Origin of the sequence: Sphingomonas sp. MS122, assembly GCF_049532975.1 — a bacterium.
Lineage (GTDB): Bacteria > Pseudomonadota > Alphaproteobacteria > Sphingomonadales > Sphingomonadaceae > Sphingomonas.
The window spans coordinates 2,056,926-2,077,948 of sequence record NZ_CP186695.1 but is presented as its reverse complement, the minus strand read 5'-3'; the positions used below and the strand labels follow the sequence as shown (position 1 = coordinate 2,077,948).

Below are 21,023 nucleotides of genomic sequence, written 5' to 3'. Positions count from 1 at the left end.
CCCTGGAAGGGGAGGAATTAGCAAGCGCGCTGATCCGGCTGGCACCCACCTTCACCGCAACTTTCGGGTTGTTCCCTCTTCGTTCCGGCAGTAGAACGGCCGCAAAGAGGAGGAACCCCCCGATGACCGACATGTTCGATCGCTTCGCCGCGCTGCACGTCCCGCGCGAACCCCTGGTGCTGTTCAACATCTGGGATGCCGGCTCGGCCCGGGCGGTCGCCGCCGCTGGCGCGCGGGCGGTGGCCACCGGCAGCGCCTCGGTCGCGATGGCCAACGGCTTCGCGGATGGCCAGGCGGTGCCGCTCGACCTGGTGCTCGACATCGCCGCGCGCATCGTCGCGGCGGTCGCCGTGCCGGTGACGATCGACTTCGAGGGCGGCTATGCGGTCGAGCCCGAGGCGGCGGCCGCCAATGTCGCGCGGCTCGCGGCGACCGGGGCGGTGGGCTGCAATTTCGAGGACCAGGTGGTCGGCGGCGAGGGCATCCATCCCTGCGCCTTCCAGGCCGAGCGCATCGCCGCGATCCGCGCCGCGGCCGGCCCCGCCTTCTTCATCAACGCGCGCACCGACATCTTCCTGCAGGCCAAGCCCGACACGCATGACGAAGCCAAGGTCGATGCCGCGATCGAGCGCGCCCATGCCTATGCCGCCGCGGGCGCCAACGGCCTGTTCGTCCCGGGCCTCGCCAATCTCGAGCTGCTCGCGCGGGTGTGCTGGGAATCGCCGCTGCCGGTGAATTTCATGGCCTTCCCCGGCGCGCCCGACGCCGCGGCGGTGGCACAGGCCGGCGTCGCGCGGATCAGCCACGGTCCCTTTCCCTATCGCGCGGCGATGCAGGGGCTGGAGGACTCGGCGCGAGAGGCGTTCAACCAGTAACCCAGCCGTCACCCCGGCCTTGTGCCGGGGTCCATCGGGAGGCAAGCGAAGCGCGGGCGCGGAGAAGGCATCGCACGGGGAGCGGTGGATTCCGGCACAGGGCCGGGATGACGGTACGGGTCAGGCCTCTTCCGAAGCCTCGCCCTCGCCGCCCTCGCCCGCCGCCCCGGTCTCGAACCACGCCTCGACGGGGCCGCTCAACTTGATCGTCAGCGGATCGCCCTTGCGGTCGGTCTTCTTGCCGAGCTGCACGCGGATCCAGCCTTCGGAAATGCAATATTCCTCGACGTCGCGGCGCTGGTTGCCCTTGAAGCGGATGCCGATGCCGCGCTGGAGGAGGTCGGCGTCGAAATGCGGGCTCTTCGGGTTGACCGAGAGCCGATCGGGAGGAGTGTCGGTCATGGCGCGCGCGTCTAGCGCATGCGCCGGACAAACAAAAGCGGCGCGGGATGAACCCGCGCCGCCCTTGTCACCGCTGTGCTTGGGGTCAGCAGTAACGAACGCGGACCCGGCGCCCCAGATAGGGATCGTAGACGCGGCGGATCGAGCAGCCGCGCCAGCCGCGGCGTTCATAATGCCGGTAGTAATAACCGTCGCGCGGATAATAGCCGCGGTCCCGGTAATAGGGCCGGTCATAGTCGTAATAATAGCGGTCGTAATTGTAATAGCGCCGGTCGTAGCGGTCGTAATAGCGGTCGCGGCTCGACGAAGCGAGCGCAGCGCCGATCACGACGCCCGCGATCCCGGCGGCGATCGCAGTACCGGTATTGTCGCGGTCGCGGTAACGATAATAGCGCTGCGCCTCCGCCGGGGCAGCCGCGGTGAGCGCGGTGGCGCCGAGCGTCAGTCCGAGCACCGCCTTGGTGATGGTCTTCATGACTTCCTCCTCGTGCAAAGAGCACTTCTCGACGCCGGACAACGCATCAGCGGGCGTCTTGGCTGCACCTTGCCCGAGTCGACCTGAATTGCCGCGGAATCGCGTGTTCACTTGCGGTTTAGAGTCGTTTGGCGTTTGAAGGCGGCACAAACAGAGGAACCGTCCATGAACCTGTGGCTGATGAAGTCCGAGCCCGAAACCTTCAGCTGGGACGATCTGGTCCGCGACGGCAAGACCGAGTGGGACGGGGTGCGCAACTATACCGCCGCGCTCAACCTCAAGGCGATGAAGGTCGGCGACCGCGCCTTCTTCTACCACAGCGTCCAGGGGCTGGAGATCGTCGGCATCATGGAGGTGAGCCGCGAGGCCAAGCCCGACGGCGACGGCAAGCACTGGGTCTCGGTCGAGGTGAAGCCGGTCGAGCCGCTCGCCAGGCCGGTCACGCTCAAGCAGGTCAAGGCCGAGCCCAGGCTCGCCGAGATGGACCTCGTCAAATTCTCGCGCCTCTCGGTCGGCAAGGTCACACCCGACGAGTGGAAGCAAGTCATCGACATGTCGAAGGCGTAACGACCCGCCAACGGGTTCCCCTCGCGACTCCGCGCCGCTAGGGAAGATGCTTAATGCCCGCCGACGACCTTATGATCGCCGGCCGCTTCGACGGCCTCGAGCATCGTTTCCCGGTCCGTGTCTATTTCGAGGACACGGACCTGTCGGGGGTGGTCTATCACGCCAACTATCTCCGCTTCATGGAGCGGGCGCGCTCGGACATGCTGCGCCTCGCCGGGATCGACCAGCGCGCCGCGCACGAAGCCGGCGACGGCGCCTATGCCGTCACGCGCATGCAACTTCGCTTTGCTGCACCCGCCCGGCTCGATGATGCGTTGACCGTCGTCAGCCGGCTGCTCCGCGTTCGTGCGGCGTCAGTCGATATTCAGCAACGAGTCATGCGGCACGACGAATTGCTCGTTCAGGCAGAGGTCGAGGCCGCGTTCGTGGCGCCCAGCGGGCGTCCCAGGCGGCAGCCGGCCCATTGGGTCGAAGCGTTCGTGCCGCTTGTATCGAAGGGGAATTGAGCGACACATGGAATTGTTCGTGAATACCGACGCTGCGGCGATGTCGCCGCTGGGGCTGTTCCTCCAGGCCGATTGGGTGGTCAAGGCGGTGATGATCGGCCTGCTGCTCGCCAGCATCTGGACCTGGGGCATCATCTTCTCGCTGCGCGGCCGCATCGCCAAGGCGCGCAAGTCGACCGACGCGTTCGAGCGCGACTATCGCAAGTCCGACGACATCGACGTCTTCTACCGCATGCACGGCGACAGCGACCATCCGGTCGCGCGCGTCTTTGCGGCCGGAGTCACCGAATGGCGCCGCTCGACCGGCGGGCGCGCGCTCGACAAAGAGGGCACGCGCGAGCGGCTCGCCACGACGATGGGCGCCGCGGTCGCACATGAGATCGACAAGCTCTCCGACCGGCTCAACATTCTCGCCACGGTCGGTTCGGTCGCGCCGTTCGTCGGGCTGTTCGGCACCGTCTGGGGCATCATGCGCAGCTTCACCGCGATCGCCAGCGAGCAGAACACCTCGCTCGCGGTGGTCGCGCCGGGCATCGCCGAGGCGCTGTTCGCCACCGCGATCGGTCTGTTCGCGGCGATCCCCGCGGTGATCGCCTACAACCGCTTCAGCCACGGCATCAACAAGGTCGAGGCGCACCTCAATCGCTTCGCCGACGGCTTCCACACCACGCTCAGCCGCCAGCTCGACAGCGGCCCGGTCCCGGGCAAGCCGGGGCTCTGATGGGCGCGCAGCTTCCCTCCGCCCGCGGCAAGGGCCGCCGCGCGCCGATGGCGGACATCAACGTCACGCCGCTGGTCGACGTGATGCTGGTGCTGCTGATCATCTTCATGGTCACCGCGCCCTTGCTCACCGCGGGCGTGCAGGTGAACCTGCCCGAGAGCCGCGCCAAGCCGCTCGATCAGGACGCGAAGCCGGTCCAGATCTCGATCGACCAGGCGGGCAAGCTCTATCTCGACAACACCGAGGTGACCGAGGAAGGCCTGCCCCCGCTGCTCGAGGAGATCGCCAGCCAGCGCGGCGCGGACAAGCCGCAAGTCTATCTCCGCGCCGACCTGCGCCTCGAGTACGGCAAGGTCATGCGCGTGATGGGCGAGCTCAACCGCGTCGGCCTCAACAAGGTCTCGCTGGTGACCACGCCGGTGGACGGCGGCTGACATGGCGCTGGCGCTCGACCGTCGCGAGGGAACGGGGATCGGCCTGGCGGTGCTGGGCCATGTGATCCTGTTCGGCCTGCTGACGGTCGGCTTCCTCGCCACGCCGAACCCCGAGAAGCTCCAGCCGACCCCGATCGAGATCTCGCTGACCGACGAGGCCGGCCTCGTCAGCGAAGCGCCCGAGATCAACCGCGAAGCCCCCGCCGAGCGCCTCGCCGAGACTCCCGCCCTGCCCGAGCCCGTCACGCCGCCCCCGGTCGAGCGCCCCGAGCCCGAGCCGGTGGTGCGCCCGGATCCCACACCGCCCAAGGCCGAGCCGCGCCCCTCGCCGCGCAAGCCCGAGCCGCAAAAGGCCGAGCCCAAGAAAGCCAGCGCCGCCCCGCCCAAGGCCCAGCCCCAGCCGACGCGGCGTGAGGTGCGCCCGACCGGCCGCCTTTCGGGCATCGTCGACGGCCTCACCGACCAGCCGAGCAAGGGCAAGGCCAAGACCCCGCAGGCCAGCCAGATCGGCGCCGCGGTCAAGTCGAGCCTCGCCGCCGAGGTCATCCGCCAGCTCCGCCCGCACTGGCGCTCGCCCACCGGCGCCGATGTCGAGCTGCTCCGCACCACGGTCGAGATCCGCCTCAACCGCGACGGCTCGCTCGCCTCACCGCCGCGGGTCATCAACCAGACCGGCGTCAACGCCAGCAACCGCGCGCAGGCCGACCTGCACAAGGAACGCGCGCTCAACGCGGCGCGCCTCGCCGCCCCCTTCAACCTTCCGGAAGAATATTACGACGCCTGGAAGATCCTCCGTCCCAATTTCGACAGGAACCTCAGCCGATGAAGCCCGCACTCTCGCTCGTCGCCCTCCTGATCGCCACGCCGGTGGTCGCGCAGGAGGAAGTGACCCCGCCCACCATCCCGGCGCCCGCCCAGCAGGAAGAGGGCCTCAGCGTCGACGTCACCGACACCGCCTCGGCCGATCTCACCATCCTGATCCCGGCCATGCCGACGACTCAGGCGGTGCAGACCCCCGCGGGCAATACCGAGGCGCTCGGCCGCCAGATCGCCGAGGTGATCGCCGCCGACCTGCGCAACTCGGGCCTGTTCAAGCCGATCGGCCCCAACGGCGTGCGCACCCCGACCACCGGCGAGGTCCGCGCGCCCGACTTCGCCTATTGGCGCGGCGCCAGCGCGCAGGCGCTGGTCCAGGGCTATGTCCAGGCTGGCGGCGGCGGGCGCCTCACCGTCGGCTGCTATCTCTACGACGTCGCGCTCGGCACCGAGCTCACTCGCCAGGGGTTCGAGGTCGGCCCGTCCGACTGGCGCCGCGCCGCGCACAAATGCGCCGACGCGATCTACACCCGCCTGTCGGGCGAGGGCCCCTATTTCGACAGCCGCGTCGTCTATGTCTCCGAGACCGGCCCCAAGAACCGCCGCATCAAGCGCCTCGCGATCATGGACCAGGACGGCGCCAACCACCGCTTCCTGACCAACGGCCAGTCGATCGTGCTGACCCCGCGCCTCTCCCCCGACGAGCGGCGCATCGCCTATATGAGCTACCAGGGCGACAAGCCCGCGCTCTATGTCTACGACCTCGCCTCGGGCCGCCAGCGCTTGCTCGTCACCAACGTGTCGCTCGCCTTCGCGCCGCGCTTCTCGCCCGACGGGCGCTGGATCCTGTTCACCATGTCGACCGCGGGCAATGCCGATGTCTACCGCATCTCGTCGACCGGCGGCTCCCCGCAGCAGCTGACCAGCGGCCCCGGCATCGACACCGGCGGCAGCTACTCGCCCGACGGCCGCCGCATCGTGTTCGAGAGCGACCGCTCGGGCACGCAGCAGCTCTACGTCATGAACGCCGACGGCTCGAACCAGCAGCGCATCAGCTTCGGCGGCGGGCGCTACGCGACCCCGGTGTGGAGCCCGCGCGGCGACCTCATCGCCTTCACCCGCATGGGCGGCGGCGGCTTCCGCATCGGCGTGATGACCCCCTCGGGCAGCGGCGAGAAATTGCTGACCAACGCCTGGGGCGACGAGGGCCCGTCCTTCTCGCCCAATGGCCGCGTGCTGATGTTCTATCGCGGTGCGCAGGGCCGCTCGGGCAAGGCCGATGTCTGGTCGGTGGACCTCACCGGCACCAATGCCCGGCGCATCCCCACCCCGCTCGATGGATCCGATCCGGCCTGGGGACCGTTACGCCCCTGATGCCGATCACTCACTCACTCACGAAATCCGCAATAGCCTAGGAGGCACCACCAATGGCAAAGCTCAGAACCGCCCTCATCATCGGCACCATGGCGATCGCCGTCGCCGCCTGCTCGAAGAAGCGCCCCGAGACGCTGCCGCCGGGCCCCGGCGTGGTCGATCCCGGCCCCGCGCCCGGCACCGACACCGGCGGCACGGCGCAGCCCGGCACCCCCGAGCATTTCAAGCAGAACGTGTCGAGCGACACGATCCACTTCGCGCTCGACCAGTACGACATCGACGCGCAGGCGCGCACGATCCTCGACAGCCAGGCGCAGTGGCTGACGCAATACCCCAACACGCGCATCACGCTCGAGGGCCATGCCGACGAGCGCGGCACGCGCGAGTACAACCTCGCGCTGGGCGACCGCCGCGCCAACGCCGCCAAGAACTATCTCGCGGCGCGCGGCGTCTCGGCGACGCGCATCACCACGATCAGCTACGGCAAGGAACGCCCGATCGCGCTCGGCTCGGACGAGCAGAGCTGGGCCCAGAACCGCCGCGCGGTGACGATCGTCATCAACTGATCGTTTGCGACGGACAGCGAAGGGGCGCGTGCCGCAGGGTACGCGCCCCTTTTCGTTGCGCCCGCAAACACGCCCGGTTGCGGCTATTCCGTCATCCCGGCCCTGTGCCGGGATCCACGGCACCTCGGGCAATGCGATAGAGCCTCTTGCTTCCACTTCGCCTCCCGTTGGATCCCGGCACAAGGCCGGAATGACGAAGAGAGCAACCACTGCTAACGACCCGATAGCAGACGCTCGCGATGGATTGTGGAACGTCGGTTTGCAGGTGGTGAAGCGGCGCGCCACTGCAAGCTCTGGAGCAGCTGGAGAAAAAGCGTTGGCGAACTGGGCGTCACTAGGAATGAGAGCCGATGGGTTGGATTGGCCCTTGAGCGATGCAACCGAGTGGCCGGACTTCTCTTTATGGCGGCGGATAGGCGAAGTGCATCTTCCACATCCGGCCTACCTTAGTCAGATTCACCGTTTCGACATTTACGAGATTGACGAGGATGGCATCACCAAGGTTTTCGCCTTCGGTGAGATGTCGCCCGGAGGGTACGCCTTTTACGTTCCAACTGATCCGTGAGACTTGCACAATCGCCTCGGGTGTCAGGCAGCTAAAGTGGCCTGTCGCCTAACCACCCACTTGCCGCCCGCGCCGTGAGCCCGGCACGCCAGAACAAATAAAGAACCTTCCTACACGTTACAAAGCGCGCATAGACTGGTCGATGCGCGACTCCGACTCTCCCGCCTTCGCCGAAACCGTGGCGATCCCCTCCTTCGTGCCGGCACCGCTCGCCCGCCGTCGCCATGACGGCTGGACGTCGATCGCCAGCACGCGTTCATCGCCGAGCTCGCCCCCACCGGCTGCGTGGGCCGGGCTGCGCGCGGCGGGAATGAGCGTCACCTCCGCGTACAAGCTTCGGCGGCGCACCGGCGCGGAAAGCTTCGCGGCCGCCTGGACGACCGCGCTTGCGGACGCGCGGCGGCGCGCCCTCGAATTCGCGCTCGACCGGGCGCTGGCCACCGATCTTCAGCCGCGCCGGTATCGGGGGAATTTCACCGGAACGATCGTGCGCGGCGACGACACCCGCGCCATCCTGCTCACGTTGCGCGCCGCCGCCGCAATGGCGCCGCAGGCGCGGCCGCCCGCCCAGGAAGGAGGAAGACGAGGCGTGATCGGCGGATCAGCCGGCCGGCTTCGGCGCCTCGGGCGGCGGCGGACCGAACGCCTCGTCGAGCAGCCGCGCGAGGCGCAGACCCCCGCGCTGCACCTGCAGGCGCAGCATCGGCACCAGCTGCTCGATCGCCGCGTCGTCCAGCTTGCCGCGCTCGGGGATGTCGGCTCGGCACGGGTCGCCGCCGAACGCCGCCGCATAGGCCTGTTTCGCCGCTTCCCAATTCTCGCGGCTCCAGTCCTCGACCGTCCCCGCCCCCATCGCACGCCGCTCGTCCGCCGGATAGGCGACCATCAGCGGCGGCGGCGTGGAGATCGCGCGCTCGGCCAGCCAGCCGTCGAGGATGCTGTGCAGGTTCAGCCGCTCCGGCCCATAGATGCCATAGTCCGACCGCGCCCGGTTGCCGCCCAGGTCGCCCTTGTCCCCGGCATGCAGCGGCTGGTGCAGGTCGCCGACGAAATGCGTGAGGAAGGCGAGCGCCATCACCTTCTCGCGCACCGGCACCTTGGGGTCCTGCAGCAGCTTGACGTCTCGCTCGATCTGCGCCGAGACGCAATTGCCGTCGGGGCAATTGCCCTTGAGCGTGAACGGCTTGCAGATGCCCACATTCTGATAGTGCCAGTTATAGGCATAGCTGAAGCGCGGCCCGAGCGGCTTGATGCAGTCGGCCCAGACGCTCGCCTGCTCGATCGTGCGCGCCGGGCAGGTCGGCGTCTCGAGCAACGCCTGGCGCGCCAGCAGCCGGTCGATCGCGCGCCGCGTCTCGGGCTTGACGTTCCTGTAGGCGATCGCGGCGATCGTCTCGTGCCCATATTCCCAATAGGCGAAGGCGGGCGAGGCGATCAGCGTCGCGGCGAAAACGACGGCGGCGAGGATGTGGCGAATCATATGGCCGCCATACCCCGTCGATGCGAAATCGCTTGCAATATTCGCGAATGTTCTATATATGTTCTAAAATGTGCTTCGTGTTCCTGGCGGCACGCGCGCATCCAGACCGCAAGCGGATCGGGGGAGCCATAGCGTAAACTTTGTGTCAACTTCCGGCGCGAAACATCGTTCAGTCCTCGTCGCCGTAGATCGCGACCGTCTTCTTGCCCCCCGCCGAAACCTTGCCGCGATACATGCCCGGCGTGTTGAAGCTCCACGCCATCTCGCCGGTGGGACCCGTCAGGATCACGCCGCCGGTGCCGCCGAGTGCCTTGGTCTCGGCCATCACCACGTCCGCCGCGGCCTTGAGGCGCTCCCCCTTGAACCGCACCCGCGCGCAGATCTCGTGCGCCACGCCCTCGCGGATGAAATATTCGCCTGCCCCGGTCGCCGAGACCGCGCAGGCCCGGTCGTCGGCATAGGTGCCGGCCCCGATCACCGGCGAATCGCCGATCCGGCCCCAGCGCTTGCCGGTCATCCCGCCGGTCGAGGTCGCGGCGGCGACATGGCCCCTGGCGTCCATCGCCACCGCGCCGACCGTCCCGAACTTGCGATCGACGTCGAACCAGCTGGTCTTCTGCGCCTTGAGCGTCTCGAGCTGGCGGCGGCGCTCCTCGGTCGCGAAATAGGAGGGGTCGACCTGCTCCAGCCCCTTTTCGGCGCTGAACTGGTCCGCGCCTTTCCCCGCCAGCATCACGTGCGGACTGTCCTCCATCACCCGCCGCGCGAGGCTGATCGGGTTCTTCGAGCGCGTCACGCCCGCGACCGCGCCAGCCTTGCGGGTCGAGCCGTCCATGATCGAGGCGTCGAGCTCGTTGGTGCCCTCATAGGTGAACACCGCGCCGCGGCCGGCGTTGAAATTGGGGTCGTCCTCCAGCACCTTCACCGCCGCCTCGACTGCGTCGAGCGCGCTGCCGCCCGTGGCCAGCAGCTTCGACCCGGCCTCCAGCGACGCGTCCAGCGCCTTGCGCACCGCCGCCTCGCGCTCGGGCGTCATCTTGCCGCGTTCCATCACGCCCGCGCCGCCATGGATCACCAGCGTCCATTCGGGCTTGTCCTGCGCCGTGGCGGGAAGCGACATCAGCAGGGCTCCGGCGATGAGGAACAGGCGGGTCATTCAGGCCTCCGGGCTTGGGGCGGGACGGTCGCGCCGCTCCATCCTGAGCCCGATCAGCGGCCGCAGCAACGGGATCTCGCGGCCATAGCGATAGAAGATCCAGCAGCCGAGCGCGGTCGCGGCGACGAGGATCGCGAATTCCGCGAACCCCGGCAGGGCGAGCTTGAGCAGCCAGTACATCGCAACGACGATGATCGTCTGGTGGATGAGGTAGAAGGGAAACACCGCCTCGGTCAGCATCGGTCGCAGCCTGTGGTCGCGGTTGAGGAAGACCTCCGCGATCCCGATCAGCGCCACGATCGTCATCCAGCACTGGATGTAGCGCGCGGCGAGCATGATCCTTCCCACCACCCACGGGGGATCGGCGGCATAGGCGATGTCGATCGCAATCGACACGACATAGCCGGCGAGACCCAGCACCGCCGCCGGCTTCCACAGCCGCGCGATCCAGCCCATCACCGGCTCCGACCCCGCGAGCGCGAAGCCGAACAGGAAGGCCGGGAAATAGGCGAGATGCGCGACGCCGTCGTTGACCACGTCGTGGCTGTCGGTCCAGCGCTGGAAGATCACCACCTGCGTCAGCAGCAGATAGGCGGCGGGCAGCCACAGCACCCGGGTGCCGGCGAAGATCCGGTCGAACGCGCGCTGCACCCAGCTTCCGCCCGGCACCAGCACGATCAGCGCCAGCGCAAGCGTGTAGAGCCACAGATAGCCGACGAACCACAGATGGTTCCAGGTCGGCACGATGATCCCGTCGAGCGTGCCGAAATACCAGTAATGGTGCGCCCAGAAGGTCCAGTAGTCGAACCAGTAGCCGTGCTGGGTCACGAGCTCGACCCAGGTCTGCGGCGGCACGATCACCGCGACGCCGAACAGCAGCGGCACGATCAGCCGCCAGGTGCGGTTGGCGACGAAGCGGCCCGGCCGGCGCGACTTGGCCCACAGCGCGCGGCTCGCATAGCCCGAGACGAGGAACAGCAGGGTCAGCCGCCAGGGGCTGGTGAACAGCATCGGCACCGTCACCCATTCGGCGGGCGCCGCGGTCTTCACATGATAGCCCCAGGGCACGAAGACCATGCCGACATGATAGAGGATCAGCAGGCCGAACGCCCCGATCCGCAGCCAGTCCATGCCGTAATGCCGTTCCACCGCCGCCCATTAGCGCGGCCTGAGGTCCATGTCAGGCCGGTTGCGGCGAAATCTCGGGCAATGCGCGGGCTGGCCGCGGGCCGAGCCCGATCAGCGGCCGCAGCCAGCCGATCTCGCGCCCGACCAGGTAGAAGGCCGCGCAGATCGCGCCGGTGCCCGCGAGCAGCATCGCGAACTCGACCCAGGCATCGAGCTTGAGCGGAAGCGAATACCAGGTGATCAGGACGATGGCCGGCTGATGGATCAGGTAGAAGGGGAACACCGCCTCCGCGATCGACTTGCGCCAGCGATGGTCGCGGTTCCAGAAGCGGTCGGCGAGCACGAACAGCGCGATGGTCATGCTCCACGCCATCGCCACCTGCGCGGCACGCTCGCCCGCCATCACCCAGCGCGGCGGGATCGCCTCGCCGGGAAAGACCAGCTCGACCACCACCACGACCGCGCCGGACAGTGCGGCGATCGCCAGCGCCGCCCTCCACCTCCGCTCGAGCGGCGCCCAGAGCTGCGGCAGCCCGGCAAGCACAAAGCCGAACAGGAACATCGGCAGATATTGCGCATGCCCCGCCCAGTCGCGGAGCAGCCCATGATCCTCGGGCACGACGAACAGCAGCGCGAGCTTCGCGGCGGCCAGGCCGGCGATCGGGAACCACAGGATGCGCCATCCCTTCGACAGCCACCCCACCAGCCACGCCGCGCCCGCCTCGATCCGGGCGCGGCCGATCGCCAGCGCCGCGGCGAGGATTGCGGTATAGGTCCAGAGATAGGCGACGAACCACAGATGCTCCCAGCTCGGGAACTCGCGCCCCCAGAACTCGCCCGAACGCCAATAGTCGGACAGCCAGAAATGGAGATAGCCGTGCGGATACCCCTTCTCCATCACCCGCACCCACATCTCCACCGGCACCAGGAAGGCCATGCCGAAGGCGAGCGGCACCAGCAGCCGGACGTTGCGCAGGCGCAGGAACCTGCCCGCGCTCCCCGCCTTCTGGAACAGGTGCCAGGAGGCGTATCCCGACACCGCGAACAGCAGCGCCAGCCGCCAAGGGGTGAGCAGCGACATCGGCGCGATCAGCTCGGGATAGCTGTGGTTGGTCTTGATCACCCAGGTCCAGGGCGCGAACACCATGCCGATATGATAGAGGATGAGCAGGGCGAACGCCGCGATGCGCAGCCAGTCGAGGCCATAATGGCGGTTGGTACGCACGGGTTGATCGCCTACATCGGTCACGGCACGCCTATAGGCCCGGGGGATTAACCAATTGGTTATCGGCCGCCCGCCTTTCTCGGCCGCGGCGGATAGGGTATAGGGCGCGCAAACCCCAGAGGAATTTCAATGTCCGTGCGTCCCTGGCGCGATATCGTGCGCCGCCAAAGCCGCCAGATCATGGTCGGCAACGTGCCCGTCGGCGGCGATGCGCCGGTCACCGTCCAGACGATGACCAACACGCCCACCGAAGACGTCAGGGCGACGATCGACCAGATCCGCCGCTGCGAGGAGGCGGGCGTCGACATCATCCGCGTCTCCTGCCCCGACGTCGCGAGCACCGCGGCCCTGAAGCAGATCGTCCGCGCCGCCCGCGTGCCGGTCGTCGCGGACATTCATTTCCACTACAAGCGCGCGCTCGAAGCCGCCGATGCGGGCGCGGCGTGCCTGCGCATCAACCCGGGCAACATCGGATCGGCCGAGCGGGTGAACGAGGTGGTCAACGCCGCCAAGGCGAACGGCTGCGCGATCCGCATCGGCGTCAATGCCGGTTCCCTCGAGAAGGACCTGCTCGAAAAATATGGCGAGCCCTGCCCGGAAGCGCTGGTCGAGAGCGCGCTCGACCATATCAAGCTGCTCCAGGACCGCGACTTCCACGAGTTCAAGGTCGCGGTGAAGGCGAGCGACGTGTTCCTCGCCACCGCCGCCTATCAACAGCTCGCCGAGGCGGTGGACTGCCCGCTGCACCTCGGCATCACCGAGGCCGGGGGGTTCGTCGGCGGCACGGTCAAGAGCGCGATCGGCATCGGCTCGCTGCTGTGGTTCGGGATCGGCGACACGATCCGCGTGAGCCTCTCGGCCGAGCCCGAGGAGGAAGTGCGCGTCGGCTTCGAGATCCTCAAGGCGCTGGGCATCCGCAACCGCGGCGTGCGCGTCGTCTCGTGTCCGAGCTGCGCGCGCCAGGGCTTCGACGTGATCCGCACCGTCCAGACGCTGGAGGAGCGGCTGCAGCACATCCGCACGCCGATGAGCCTGTCGGTCCTCGGCTGCGTAGTCAACGGCCCGGGCGAAGCGCGCGAGACCGATATCGGCCTGACCGGCGGCGGCAATGGCAAGCACATGATCTATCTCTCGGGCGTCACCGACCACACGGTGTCGAGCGAGGACATGCTCGACCACATCGTCAGGCTGGTCGAGGCCAAGGCCGCCGAGATCGAGGCGGCGAACGAAGCCGCGGCGGCGGCGGCGGCATGACGCACAAGCCCGCGGAGGTGGCCGTTGCGCCGTCAGAGGCGCGCGGCGCCGTCGCCGCGGGCAGTTCGGCGATCGGGGCATCGGCGCTGGGTGCGGTCGCTGTCGGCGCCCTGGCGTTGGGCGCACTCGCGCTCGGCGCGCTTGCCGTGGGTCGCCTGTGGATCGGCCGGGCGCATATCCGCAAGCTGCGCATCGACGAGCTGGAAGTGGGACGAATCGTCCACCGGGATCTGGGTGGCAGCGACCGGGCCTGACTTCTCCCGAGACCGGCGAAAGGTCTCAAAAGTCACACTCCCACGCGCGTGAGCGCAGGATGGTGCGGTCAAGTTGACGAAGTTGACACGTTCGACGGGTGTCGCGCGACGCGTCAGGCTGGGATCGACGGGTCAAAGAGCGGCGGGGCATTGGCCCTGCCAGCCGAGCGAAGCACGCGAAATCCTACATTTCAAGCAGCGCCGGCCACATCCAGCAACCAGGCCGCGAACGCCTGCATCGCCGCGCTCTCGCGCCGCGAGTTCAGCCGCGTGAGCCAGTAGCGGCCGAGCGCGACCTCGGCGGCGAAGGGCTTGACGAGGCGTTCGGCGGCGAGGTCGCCCTCGAACATCGCCGGCGGCGCGAGCGCCACGCCATGGCCGGCAAGCGCCGCCGCGACCATCACCGCCGAACTGTCGAACACCGGGCCGGAGAGCCGCGGGTATGGCGTGCCCGCCGCCTCGAACCAGCGCGGCCATTCGTCCGCGCGGTAGGAGCGCAGCAGCGTCTCGCGCGCGAGATCGGCGGGCGTGGTGAGGCGCGCGGCAATGACGGGCGTGCAGAGCGGCGACAGGGGCGCGGCCAGCAGCGGCACCGCGTGCGTGCCATGCCAGGCGCCGTCGCCGAAGCGGATCGCGAAATCGAGCCCCTCGCCCGCCAGGTCGACGCGATTGTTGTTGGTCATCAACCGAAGGTCGACCTGCGGATGCGTGCGGTGGAAGCCGTCCAGCCGCGGCAGCAGCCACCCGGTGGCGAAGGTGCCGACCACGCCGACCGTCAGCACCTCGCGCATCCGCCCGCCCTCGTAGCGGTCGAGCGTCTCGCCGATCCGGTCGAACGCGTCGCCGAGCACCGGCACCAGCGCCAGCCCCTCGTCGGTGAGCGCGAGACCGCGCGGCAAACGGCGGAACAGCGGCACGCCGAGCCGCCGCTCGAGCAGCGCGACCTGATGGCTGACCGCTCCCTGGCTGACGCACAGCTCGATCGCGGCGCGGGTGAAGTTGAGATGCCGCGCCGCCGCCTCGAAGGCGCGCAGCGCGTTGAGCGGGAGCTGGGGGCGTTCCATGCGCGAAGCATGAACTGCGCTCATGCCTAAGTCGAGAATTGATGCTTTGTGCGGCGGATTCTCCGCCGGCATTGTGCGCCGGACGGACCAGCGGAGGCAAAGGCGATGAGGAAAACTGAATTCTTGCTTGCGGCATCAACCCTGTTGTCGGGGCAGGCCGACGGACAGGCCGCCGATCGCGACGATCCGCTGCTGCGCCCGATCGCGCCGGCTTATGCCGCGCAGTGGCTCAAGCCGCAGCCGCCGGTGCGGCTCCATGGCGAGAGCTATTATGTCGGGTTCGAAGGGCTAGCCGTGGTGCTGGTGCGCACCTCCGCCGGCCTGATCCTGATCGACGGCGGCGTGCCGCAGGCGGTGCGCGCGATCCAGGCGAGCATCCGCGAGCTCGGCTTCGACCCGAAGCAGATCAAGTACATCCTCGTCACCGAGCCGCATTGGGACCATGCTGGCGGCGTCGCCGCGCTGGCGCGCGACAGCGGCGCGACGGTGATCGCGGTACAAGCGGCGGTCGGCGAGTTGCGCGCCGGCAAGGTCGGCGCCGACGATCCGCAGGCGAGCATCCACGAGCCCATGCCCGGCGTGACGCGGATCCGCGGGGTGCGCGACGGCGAGCAGCTGCGGCTCGGCGGGGTCACGATCACGGCGCGGGCGACGCCGGGACACACGCGGGGAAGCACCAGCTGGCAGTGGCGATCGTGCGAAGGCAAGGCGTGCGCGACGATCGTGTTCGCCGCGAGCATCAACCCCGTGAGCGACGACGATTACCGCTTCACCGCGCATCCGGAACGCGTGGCGCTGCTGCGTCAGGGCGCGGCGAAGCTCGCCACCCTGCGCTGCGACATTGCCATCCCCTCCCACCCGGGCACCAACGATACGCTGCAGCATCTCGCCACGCTGGAGCGGTCCCGGGCGCGCAACCCGCTGCTGGACAGGCATGCGTGCCGTTCGCTCGCCGCGACCTATGTCCAGCGGATCGACGCGCGGCTGGCGAAGGAGAAGGCCGCGCGCTAGGCGGCGATTGACCCGGCCGCGCGGGACCGCCAAGCGCGATCGGGTGAATCGTTCCGCATCCCCATTGATCGCCTTCGCCGTCGCCGCGCTCGGCATCGCGATCTTCTCGTCGATGGACGCGCTGATGAAGGGGCTGGTGATCGCGCTCGGCACCTACAACGCGCTGACCTGGCGCATGCTCGCCGGGACGGTGGTGAGCGGCGTCCCTTACGCACTCTCGCGCCCGCGCTGGCCGGCGCCCGCGGTGATGCGCATCCATATGGTGCGCGGCCTCGTGTCGGCGGTGATGGCCTATCTCTTCTTCTGGGGGCTGGGCCGCGTGCCGATGGCGCAGGCGATCGCGCTGTCGTTCATCGCCCCGATCATCGTGCTGTTCCTCGCCGCGCTGATCCTCAAGGAACGGATCACCCGCGTCGCGCTCATCGCCAGCATGATGGCGTTCGCGGGTGTGCTGGTGATCCTGTGGGGACAGGCGCGCGCCGAGCTCGGGCCCGAGGCGTTCTGGGGCGCGATCGCGATCCTCGTCTCGGCGGTCTGCTATGCCTGGAACATCATCCTGATGCGCCAGCAGTCGCTGGTCGCCGGGCCGGGCGAGGTCGCCTTCTACCAGACGCTGATCGTGACGGCGATCTATCTGCTCGCCGCGCCGTGGCTGATGGTGGCGCCGCCGCTCGATCAGGTGCCGGCGCTGGTCCTCGCGGCGATGCTGGCGACGGCGTCGCTGTTCCTGCTGTCCTGGGCCTATGCCCGGGCCGAGGCGAGCTATCTCGCGCCGACCGAATATACCGGCTTCCTGTGGGCGACTTTGTGGGGCTGGGTGGTGTTCGGCGAGCGCGTATCCCTTTTCACCGTCGCCGGGGCGGCGCTGATCGTCGGCGGGTGCATCCTCGCCGCCGGGCGGCGCGACCATGCCCCGGTGGCCGACAGCGAGGCGCATCTTCCATGATCACGATCCGGCAAGCAGGACCCGAGGATTTCGAGCTGGTGGCGGAATTCATCCGCAAGCTCGCCGAGTACGAGAAGCTGGCGCATGAGGTGCGCTTCGACGACGAGGTGCTGCGCGGCCATCTGTTCGGTGAACACCCCGCCGCCGAGGTGCTGATCGGCGAGGTCGACGGGGTGCCGAGCGGCTTCGCGCTGTTCTTCCAGACCTTCTCGACCTTCGAGGGCAAGCCCGGCATCTGGCTCGAGGATCTGTTCGTCGAACCCCATGCGCGCGGCGCCGGGCTGGGCCGGGCGTTGCTGGCGCGGCTGGCGGCGCTGGTGGTCGAGCGCGGCGGGGCGCGGCTCGAATGGAACGTGCTCGACTGGAACGAGCTCGGCAAGGGCTTCTACCGCTCGATCGGCGCGGCGCATGTCGAGGGCTGGGAGCGCTGGCGGATGGAGATCGACGCGATCGAGGCGCTGTCCCGTGGCGTTTGACGCGGGCCTGCTCGACTGGGTGGTCGAGGCGCTGGAGCCGGTCGGCACCGTCACTCATCGCAAGATGATGGGCGGGGCAACGCTCTATCTCGACGGCACGGTGTTCGCGATCATCTCGAGCGACGACGTGCTGTGGTTCAAGGCCGACGCGCTAAGCGACGCGATCTGGGACGACGCCGGCTGCGAACGCTTCACCTTCGAGATGAAGAACCGGCTCGCCAGCATGAACTACCGCCGTGCCCCCGACGACGTGTTCGACGATGCCGACGCGATGCGCCAATGGGCGGCGCTGGGCCTGGAAGCCGGGCGGCGCGCGCCGGCCAGGAAGCCGAAGGTCAGCCGCCGAGCGCGTTGATCGTGAAGGCGATGATGCCGAGGTTGAAGATGAACGCGATCAGGCAATGATAGGTCACCGCGCGGCGCATCGGCCGGGCGGTGATCGTCACGTCGCTGGTCTGGAAGGTCATGCCGAGGCACCAGGCGAAATAGACGAAGTCGGAATAATCGGGCTCTGGCGTCCCGGGGAACTCCAGCCCGCCGGCATCCTGCCCGTGGCGCTGCGAATAGAAGAGATGCGCATAGTGGAGCGCATAGACCGTGTTGGCGAACAGCCAGCAGATCGCGAGCGTGGCAATCACCAGCGTCAGGCTGCGCGGCTCGGGCGTGCCGGCGGGAACGAGCACGCTGGCGACGGTGGCGAACACCGCAAGGCTGATCGCGGCGGTGATGACGAGCAGCGCGACGCGGTTGGCGTCGTTGTCGCGCGCGGCGGCGCGGATGTGGTGCGATTCGTGGCGGAACAGCGGCAGGCACGAGGCGAGGAACAGCAACGCCGCCGCGTCGAATGCCGCCATGATGCCGAAACGCTCGCCGAGCGGCGGGATCGCGACCGCGCACCCCACGCCCAAGATCGCGGCGAACAGCAGGAAGCGCGGCGGCGCGACCAGATTGCCGATGCCGCGGCGGTGATGCGTGCGATGGAGCCCGTCCCGCATCACGCCAGATTAGAGCGTTTCCACATCGAGTGGAAACGCTCTCGTATTTTGATGCCGCATTTTCCGACTCGTGACCGTGAACGGTCAACTTGAAAGTGCTTCAGGCGAGATGCGGGCGGCTGGCCGGATCGCGGCGGCTCAGGCCGCCGCCTTCGCCTTCTTCGCGGCCTCGATCGCCTCGAGCGTGATGCGGCGCGCTTCGTCGGCATCGCCCCAGTCGCCGACGCGGACCCACTTCTCGGTCTCCAGGTCCTTGTAGTGCTTGAAGAAGTGCTCGATCTGCTGGAAGATGATCGAGGGCAGGTCCTCGCGTTCGCCGACGTCCGAATAATAGGGGAAGGTGGTGTCGACGGGGACGCAGATCAGCTTCTCGTCGCCGCCATGCTCGTCCTCGAGCTTGAGCACGCCGATCGGGCGCGCGCGGACGACGCAGCCCGGGATGAAGGGCGAGCGCGAGATCACCAGCGCGTCGAGCGGGTCGCCGTCGGGCGACAGCGTGTGCGGCACGAAGCCGTAATTGGCCGGATAGCGCATCGGCGTGTGCAGGATGCGGTCGACGAACAGCGCGCCCGACTCCTTGTCGAACTCGTACTTCACCGGCTCGCCGCCGGTCGGCACTTCGATGATGACGTTCAGGCTGTGCGGCGGGTTGTCGCCGACAGGGATCATGTCGATGCGCATCTAGTCTTCCTTTGTTGGTTCGGCTCCCCGTCAGCGCGGGGCTAGCAACCGATCCAGGCCACCCTCTCCGGTGCCGATTTTTTCGAGGCGCGGATAGCGCAGGCCACCGTGATAGTCGATGGCTAGTTCGCGGTAGCGCGTGCCGCTCTTGACCAGCAGCTTGATCGGGTCCTTCGTCCCCTTGGCCGCCTTGATCGCATCCTTGAGGCGATCGTCGGAATATTCGCGGCCGTTCACCGCGACGAACGTGTCGCCAAGGTCGAGCCCGGCCTCGAACGCGGGCGAATCCCAGGTGACGGTGCCGATCGCCCCGCCCTTCCCGACCGAGACGCCGAGCGAATAGCTGAAGTCGGCCTTGCTCGCGCGCTTCTCGCTGTCCTTGAACGCGGCGGTCGGTTCCTCGGTATAGACCAGGCGATAGCCGTTGGCGGTGAAGCCGGCGAGCGGCGCGCGCTCGGACAGGCCGTTCAGGCGGGTGCCGAGAAAGGTCGCCCAGTCATAGGGCTGGATCGCGTTCAAGGTCGCGACGACGTCCTCGAACTTGTAGGTGAGCACGCCCCAGTCGCCATCGCGCATGCCGAAGAAGGCGCGGGCGAAATCGTCCATCGACCTGGTCCCGCCGCTCTCCTTGCGCAGGATCGAATCGGCCTCGAGCCACACCAGCAGCCCCTCGTTGTAATAGTCCTCCGAGCGCTGCCAGCTCACCCAGCCCTTGGGGCGGCGCGCCGAGATGATCGGATCGTTGGTGGTGTCGATCAGCGGCCGCCATGTCCGCGCCGGCCGGTTGTCGAGGCTGGCGGCGATGTTGGCCAGCATGTCCAGCGTGTCCTGCTTGCTGACGATGCCCGAGCGCGCCTGGAGGATATAGCCCCAGAACTGGGTCTGCCCCTCGTACACCCACAGCAGCGAATCGCGCATCGGCGTGCGGAAGTCGGGCGTCCAGCTGTCGGCACCGCGGCGGAACTTGCCGTTCCAGCTGTGCACGAACTCGTGCGGCAGCAGGTTGCGCGAGCCGGGACCGTCGTTCCACTTGGTGAAATAGCCGGGCTTCACGCCATTCTCGGAGCTGCGGTGATGCTCGAGCCCGATCCCGCCCATCTCGTCGCTGATCGACAGTAGGAACTCGTAGCGGTCGTAATGCTGCGCGCCGAACAGCTTGACCGACTGCTCGACGAGCTTCCTGTGCGCGTCGATCTGCTCGGGGGTCGCGGCGAGCTCGGCCGGCTCGTCGGCGAAGACGTTGAGGTCGACGCGGTCCGACAGCTTGAACTCGCGATAGTTGCGGCCGGCGAAGACCGGCGAGTCGATCAGCGTCTCGTAATCGGTCGTCTCATAGACATAGTCGCGGCCGACCTTCCGCGCGGGCAAGCCCGAGACCGCCGTCCAGCCCTCGGGATAGGTGACCGTCGCCTGGATCGGGATGCGGCGGGTGAACCAGCCCGCCGGATAGAGGCTGACCTGCTCGAACTCGAGGTTGAGCATCGTGGGCGCGATCGAGACGCGGCCCTGGTCGGGATCGGTGGCGCCGGTGAACTGGAACGTGATGTCGAGCTGCTTCGCGCCGCGCGGCACCTCGACATGGAACGCCCAGACGTCGACCGTATCGCGAGTCCACGGCACCGCCTTCCCGCCGGCGGTGATCCTGAGGCCGGTCAGCTTCTCGATCTCACCCCGCGCGGCGTGCTTGCCGGGAAGCCAGGCGGGCATCAGCAGCACTATGTGCCCCGCCTCGGCCACCGGCAGCGTCTGCTTCACGCGATAGATCGCCTGCTGGACGTTGGTCGCATCGACCTTGAGCTGGATCGTGCCGGGATAGGCGGCGTCGCGCGCGGCGGGGATGCGATTGTCGAACGGCAGCGGCTGGGGCGCTGAGTTCTGGGCGGTGGCGGCGGTAGTGGCGGTGGCGAGCAGCAGGGCGGTGAGCGCGAGGGCGCGGCGCATAAGGGCCTCAATCGAAAGGAAGGATATGTTGTCACACCTTTAGGCGGGGGGATGCCGTGAGGTAAAGTGCCAACAATCGCGGCGCCGCGGACCAGTCGCGAAACACCCTTC

26 protein-coding genes are annotated in these 21,023 nt (G+C 68.2%); 15 read left to right on the top strand and 11 right to left on the bottom strand.

What is annotated here, in order from left to right; translation table 11 throughout:
* The first annotated feature begins 122 nt into the window (after positions 1 to 122).
* The gene (locus ACO227_RS09880; RefSeq protein WP_423601673.1) at positions 123 to 875 is read left to right on the top strand and encodes an isocitrate lyase/phosphoenolpyruvate mutase family protein; all 753 of its coding nucleotides are present in this window, start codon (positions 123 to 125) and stop codon (positions 873 to 875) included.
* A gap of 120 nt (positions 876 to 995) precedes the next feature.
* Here ACO227_RS09880 and ACO227_RS09875 read toward each other — a convergent pair whose 3' ends face one another.
* Positions 996 to 1,277 (bottom strand): DUF3297 family protein, encoded by a 282-nt coding sequence (locus ACO227_RS09875; RefSeq protein WP_423601672.1) that lies wholly within the window; start codon positions 1,275 to 1,277, stop codon positions 996 to 998.
* 85 nt (positions 1,278 to 1,362) lie between these two features.
* On the bottom strand, positions 1,363 to 1,752 hold the full coding sequence (locus ACO227_RS09870) for a hypothetical protein (RefSeq protein WP_423601671.1): 390 nt from the start codon (positions 1,750 to 1,752) through the stop codon (positions 1,363 to 1,365).
* 165 nt (positions 1,753 to 1,917) lie between these two features.
* Here ACO227_RS09870 and ACO227_RS09865 point away from each other — a divergent pair, with 165 nt between their 5' ends.
* From ACO227_RS09865 to ACO227_RS09830, 8 genes are all read left to right on the top strand, one after another.
* Entirely contained in the window at positions 1,918 to 2,319 is a 402-nt protein-coding gene (locus ACO227_RS09865; protein ID WP_423601670.1) for an EVE domain-containing protein, read from the top strand.
* Between the two features lie 53 nt (positions 2,320 to 2,372).
* Complete coding sequence (gene ybgC, locus ACO227_RS09860; RefSeq protein ID WP_423601669.1) at positions 2,373 to 2,825, top strand: tol-pal system-associated acyl-CoA thioesterase; 453 nt, start codon at positions 2,373 to 2,375, stop codon at positions 2,823 to 2,825.
* Between the two features lie 7 nt (positions 2,826 to 2,832).
* Positions 2,833 to 3,546 carry a protein TolQ gene (gene tolQ / locus ACO227_RS09855; RefSeq protein WP_423601668.1) on the top strand — a complete coding sequence of 238 codons (714 nt, stop codon included), beginning with the start codon at positions 2,833 to 2,835 and terminating at the stop codon, positions 3,544 to 3,546.
* On the top strand, positions 3,546 to 3,980 hold the full coding sequence (tolR, locus tag ACO227_RS09850) for a protein TolR (protein WP_423601667.1): 435 nt from the start codon (positions 3,546 to 3,548) through the stop codon (positions 3,978 to 3,980). The genes tolQ and tolR overlap by 1 nt, the downstream gene beginning before the upstream one ends.
* Before the next feature lies 1 nt (position 3,981).
* The gene (locus ACO227_RS09845; protein WP_423601666.1) at positions 3,982 to 4,806 is read left to right on the top strand and encodes a cell envelope biogenesis protein TolA; all 825 of its coding nucleotides are present in this window, start codon (positions 3,982 to 3,984) and stop codon (positions 4,804 to 4,806) included.
* Complete coding sequence (tolB, locus tag ACO227_RS09840) at positions 4,803 to 6,170, top strand: Tol-Pal system beta propeller repeat protein TolB (RefSeq protein WP_423601665.1); 1,368 nt, start codon at positions 4,803 to 4,805, stop codon at positions 6,168 to 6,170. The genes ACO227_RS09845 and tolB overlap by 4 nt, the downstream gene beginning before the upstream one ends.
* 53 nt (positions 6,171 to 6,223) lie before the next feature.
* Positions 6,224 to 6,736, top strand: a complete 513-nt coding sequence (gene pal, locus ACO227_RS09835; RefSeq protein ID WP_423601664.1) for a peptidoglycan-associated lipoprotein Pal — start codon at positions 6,224 to 6,226, stop codon at positions 6,734 to 6,736.
* 268 nt (positions 6,737 to 7,004) lie between these two features.
* Positions 7,005 to 7,301 (top strand): hypothetical protein, encoded by a 297-nt coding sequence (locus tag ACO227_RS09830; protein ID WP_423601663.1) that lies wholly within the window; start codon positions 7,005 to 7,007, stop codon positions 7,299 to 7,301.
* 117 nt (positions 7,302 to 7,418) lie between these two features.
* Here the strand turns inward: ACO227_RS09830 and ACO227_RS09825 are convergent, their stop codons facing one another.
* From ACO227_RS09825 to ACO227_RS09805, 5 genes are all read right to left on the bottom strand, one after another.
* Positions 7,419 to 7,622 carry a hypothetical protein gene (locus ACO227_RS09825; RefSeq protein ID WP_423601662.1) on the bottom strand — a complete coding sequence of 68 codons (204 nt, stop codon included), beginning with the start codon at positions 7,620 to 7,622 and terminating at the stop codon, positions 7,419 to 7,421.
* 280 nt (positions 7,623 to 7,902) lie between these two features.
* Positions 7,903 to 8,781: a S1/P1 nuclease gene (locus tag ACO227_RS09820; protein ID WP_423601661.1), complete on the bottom strand. Its 879-nt coding sequence runs from the start codon at positions 8,779 to 8,781 to the stop codon at positions 7,903 to 7,905.
* A gap of 169 nt (positions 8,782 to 8,950) precedes the next feature.
* The gene (locus ACO227_RS09815) at positions 8,951 to 9,937 is read right to left on the bottom strand and encodes an isoaspartyl peptidase/L-asparaginase family protein (RefSeq protein ID WP_423601660.1); all 987 of its coding nucleotides are present in this window, start codon (positions 9,935 to 9,937) and stop codon (positions 8,951 to 8,953) included.
* Complete coding sequence (locus ACO227_RS09810) at positions 9,938 to 11,086, bottom strand: acyltransferase family protein (protein ID WP_423601659.1); 1,149 nt, start codon at positions 11,084 to 11,086, stop codon at positions 9,938 to 9,940.
* A gap of 31 nt (positions 11,087 to 11,117) precedes the next feature.
* The gene (locus ACO227_RS09805) at positions 11,118 to 12,290 is read right to left on the bottom strand and encodes an acyltransferase family protein (protein WP_423601658.1); all 1,173 of its coding nucleotides are present in this window, start codon (positions 12,288 to 12,290) and stop codon (positions 11,118 to 11,120) included.
* A 129-nt stretch (positions 12,291 to 12,419) separates the two neighbouring features.
* Here ACO227_RS09805 and ispG point away from each other — a divergent pair, with 129 nt between their 5' ends.
* A complete protein-coding gene (gene ispG, locus ACO227_RS09800) occupies positions 12,420 to 13,544 on the top strand; it encodes a flavodoxin-dependent (E)-4-hydroxy-3-methylbut-2-enyl-diphosphate synthase (RefSeq protein WP_423601657.1) in 1,125 nt (374 codons plus the stop codon).
* Complete coding sequence (locus tag ACO227_RS09795) at positions 13,541 to 13,798, top strand: hypothetical protein (protein ID WP_423601656.1); 258 nt, start codon at positions 13,541 to 13,543, stop codon at positions 13,796 to 13,798. Before ispG ends, ACO227_RS09795 begins: the two co-directional genes overlap by 4 nt.
* 191 nt (positions 13,799 to 13,989) lie before the next feature.
* Here the strand turns inward: ACO227_RS09795 and ACO227_RS09790 are convergent, their stop codons facing one another.
* Positions 13,990 to 14,862, bottom strand: a complete 873-nt coding sequence (locus ACO227_RS09790; RefSeq protein ID WP_423601655.1) for a LysR family transcriptional regulator — start codon at positions 14,860 to 14,862, stop codon at positions 13,990 to 13,992.
* Between the two features lie 144 nt (positions 14,863 to 15,006).
* Here ACO227_RS09790 and bla point away from each other — a divergent pair, with 144 nt between their 5' ends.
* The 4 genes from bla to ACO227_RS09770 are packed head-to-tail and all read left to right on the top strand — an operon-like array spanning position 15,007 to position 17,650.
* On the top strand, positions 15,007 to 15,873 hold the full coding sequence (bla, locus tag ACO227_RS09785) for a subclass B3 metallo-beta-lactamase (RefSeq protein WP_423601654.1): 867 nt from the start codon (positions 15,007 to 15,009) through the stop codon (positions 15,871 to 15,873).
* 43 nt (positions 15,874 to 15,916) lie between these two features.
* Entirely contained in the window at positions 15,917 to 16,819 is a 903-nt protein-coding gene (locus ACO227_RS09780; RefSeq protein ID WP_423601653.1) for a DMT family transporter, read from the top strand.
* Positions 16,816 to 17,295 carry a GNAT family N-acetyltransferase gene (locus tag ACO227_RS09775; protein ID WP_423601652.1) on the top strand — a complete coding sequence of 160 codons (480 nt, stop codon included), beginning with the start codon at positions 16,816 to 16,818 and terminating at the stop codon, positions 17,293 to 17,295. Before ACO227_RS09780 ends, ACO227_RS09775 begins: the two co-directional genes overlap by 4 nt.
* Positions 17,285 to 17,650 (top strand): TfoX/Sxy family protein, encoded by a 366-nt coding sequence (locus tag ACO227_RS09770; RefSeq protein ID WP_423601651.1) that lies wholly within the window; start codon positions 17,285 to 17,287, stop codon positions 17,648 to 17,650. The genes ACO227_RS09775 and ACO227_RS09770 overlap by 11 nt, the downstream gene beginning before the upstream one ends.
* On the opposite strand, the gene ACO227_RS09765 is transcribed toward ACO227_RS09770, so the two are convergent.
* The 3 genes from ACO227_RS09765 to ACO227_RS09755 form a co-directional block, all read right to left on the bottom strand.
* Positions 17,631 to 18,290 (bottom strand): DUF1345 domain-containing protein, encoded by a 660-nt coding sequence (locus ACO227_RS09765; RefSeq protein ID WP_423601650.1) that lies wholly within the window; start codon positions 18,288 to 18,290, stop codon positions 17,631 to 17,633. The genes ACO227_RS09770 and ACO227_RS09765 overlap by 20 nt on opposite strands.
* 138 nt (positions 18,291 to 18,428) lie before the next feature.
* Positions 18,429 to 18,971, bottom strand: a complete 543-nt coding sequence (gene ppa, locus ACO227_RS09760; protein ID WP_423601649.1) for an inorganic diphosphatase — start codon at positions 18,969 to 18,971, stop codon at positions 18,429 to 18,431.
* Positions 18,972 to 19,001: 30 nt separating this feature from the next.
* Positions 19,002 to 20,912, bottom strand: coding sequence for a M61 family metallopeptidase (locus ACO227_RS09755; RefSeq protein WP_423601648.1), 1,911 nt, complete (start codon positions 20,910 to 20,912; stop codon positions 19,002 to 19,004).
* Between the last annotated feature and the right edge of the window lie 111 nt (positions 20,913 to 21,023).

Excerpts from the sequence above, each read along its gene's own strand:
- tolQ (WP_423601668.1), top strand. The coding sequence starts at position 2,833 with ATGGAATTGTTCGTGAATACCGACGCTGCGGCGATGTCGCCGCTGGGG.
- ACO227_RS09790 (WP_423601655.1), bottom strand. The coding sequence starts at position 14,862 with ATGGAACGCCCCCAGCTCCCGCTCAACGCGCTGCGCGCCTTCGAGGCG.
- ACO227_RS09775 (WP_423601652.1), top strand. The coding sequence starts at position 16,816 with ATGATCACGATCCGGCAAGCAGGACCCGAGGATTTCGAGCTGGTGGCG.
- ACO227_RS09820 (WP_423601661.1), bottom strand. The coding sequence starts at position 8,781 with ATGATTCGCCACATCCTCGCCGCCGTCGTTTTCGCCGCGACGCTGATC.
- tolR (WP_423601667.1), top strand. The coding sequence starts at position 3,546 with ATGGGCGCGCAGCTTCCCTCCGCCCGCGGCAAGGGCCGCCGCGCGCCG.
- pal (WP_423601664.1), top strand. The coding sequence starts at position 6,224 with ATGGCAAAGCTCAGAACCGCCCTCATCATCGGCACCATGGCGATCGCC.
- ACO227_RS09875 (WP_423601672.1), bottom strand. The coding sequence starts at position 1,277 with ATGACCGACACTCCTCCCGATCGGCTCTCGGTCAACCCGAAGAGCCCG.
- ACO227_RS09845 (WP_423601666.1), top strand. The coding sequence starts at position 3,982 with ATGGCGCTGGCGCTCGACCGTCGCGAGGGAACGGGGATCGGCCTGGCG.
- ybgC (WP_423601669.1), top strand. The coding sequence starts at position 2,373 with ATGCCCGCCGACGACCTTATGATCGCCGGCCGCTTCGACGGCCTCGAG.
- ACO227_RS09870 (WP_423601671.1), bottom strand. The coding sequence starts at position 1,752 with ATGAAGACCATCACCAAGGCGGTGCTCGGACTGACGCTCGGCGCCACC.
- ACO227_RS09755 (WP_423601648.1), bottom strand. The coding sequence starts at position 20,912 with ATGCGCCGCGCCCTCGCGCTCACCGCCCTGCTGCTCGCCACCGCCACT.
- ispG (WP_423601657.1), top strand. The coding sequence starts at position 12,420 with ATGTCCGTGCGTCCCTGGCGCGATATCGTGCGCCGCCAAAGCCGCCAG.
- tolB (WP_423601665.1), top strand. The coding sequence starts at position 4,803 with ATGAAGCCCGCACTCTCGCTCGTCGCCCTCCTGATCGCCACGCCGGTG.
- ACO227_RS09765 (WP_423601650.1), bottom strand. The coding sequence starts at position 18,290 with ATGCGGGACGGGCTCCATCGCACGCATCACCGCCGCGGCATCGGCAAT.
- ACO227_RS09865 (WP_423601670.1), top strand. The coding sequence starts at position 1,918 with ATGAACCTGTGGCTGATGAAGTCCGAGCCCGAAACCTTCAGCTGGGAC.
- ppa (WP_423601649.1), bottom strand. The coding sequence starts at position 18,971 with ATGCGCATCGACATGATCCCTGTCGGCGACAACCCGCCGCACAGCCTG.
- ACO227_RS09880 (WP_423601673.1), top strand. The coding sequence starts at position 123 with ATGACCGACATGTTCGATCGCTTCGCCGCGCTGCACGTCCCGCGCGAA.
- ACO227_RS09815 (WP_423601660.1), bottom strand. The coding sequence starts at position 9,937 with ATGACCCGCCTGTTCCTCATCGCCGGAGCCCTGCTGATGTCGCTTCCC.
- ACO227_RS09795 (WP_423601656.1), top strand. The coding sequence starts at position 13,541 with ATGACGCACAAGCCCGCGGAGGTGGCCGTTGCGCCGTCAGAGGCGCGC.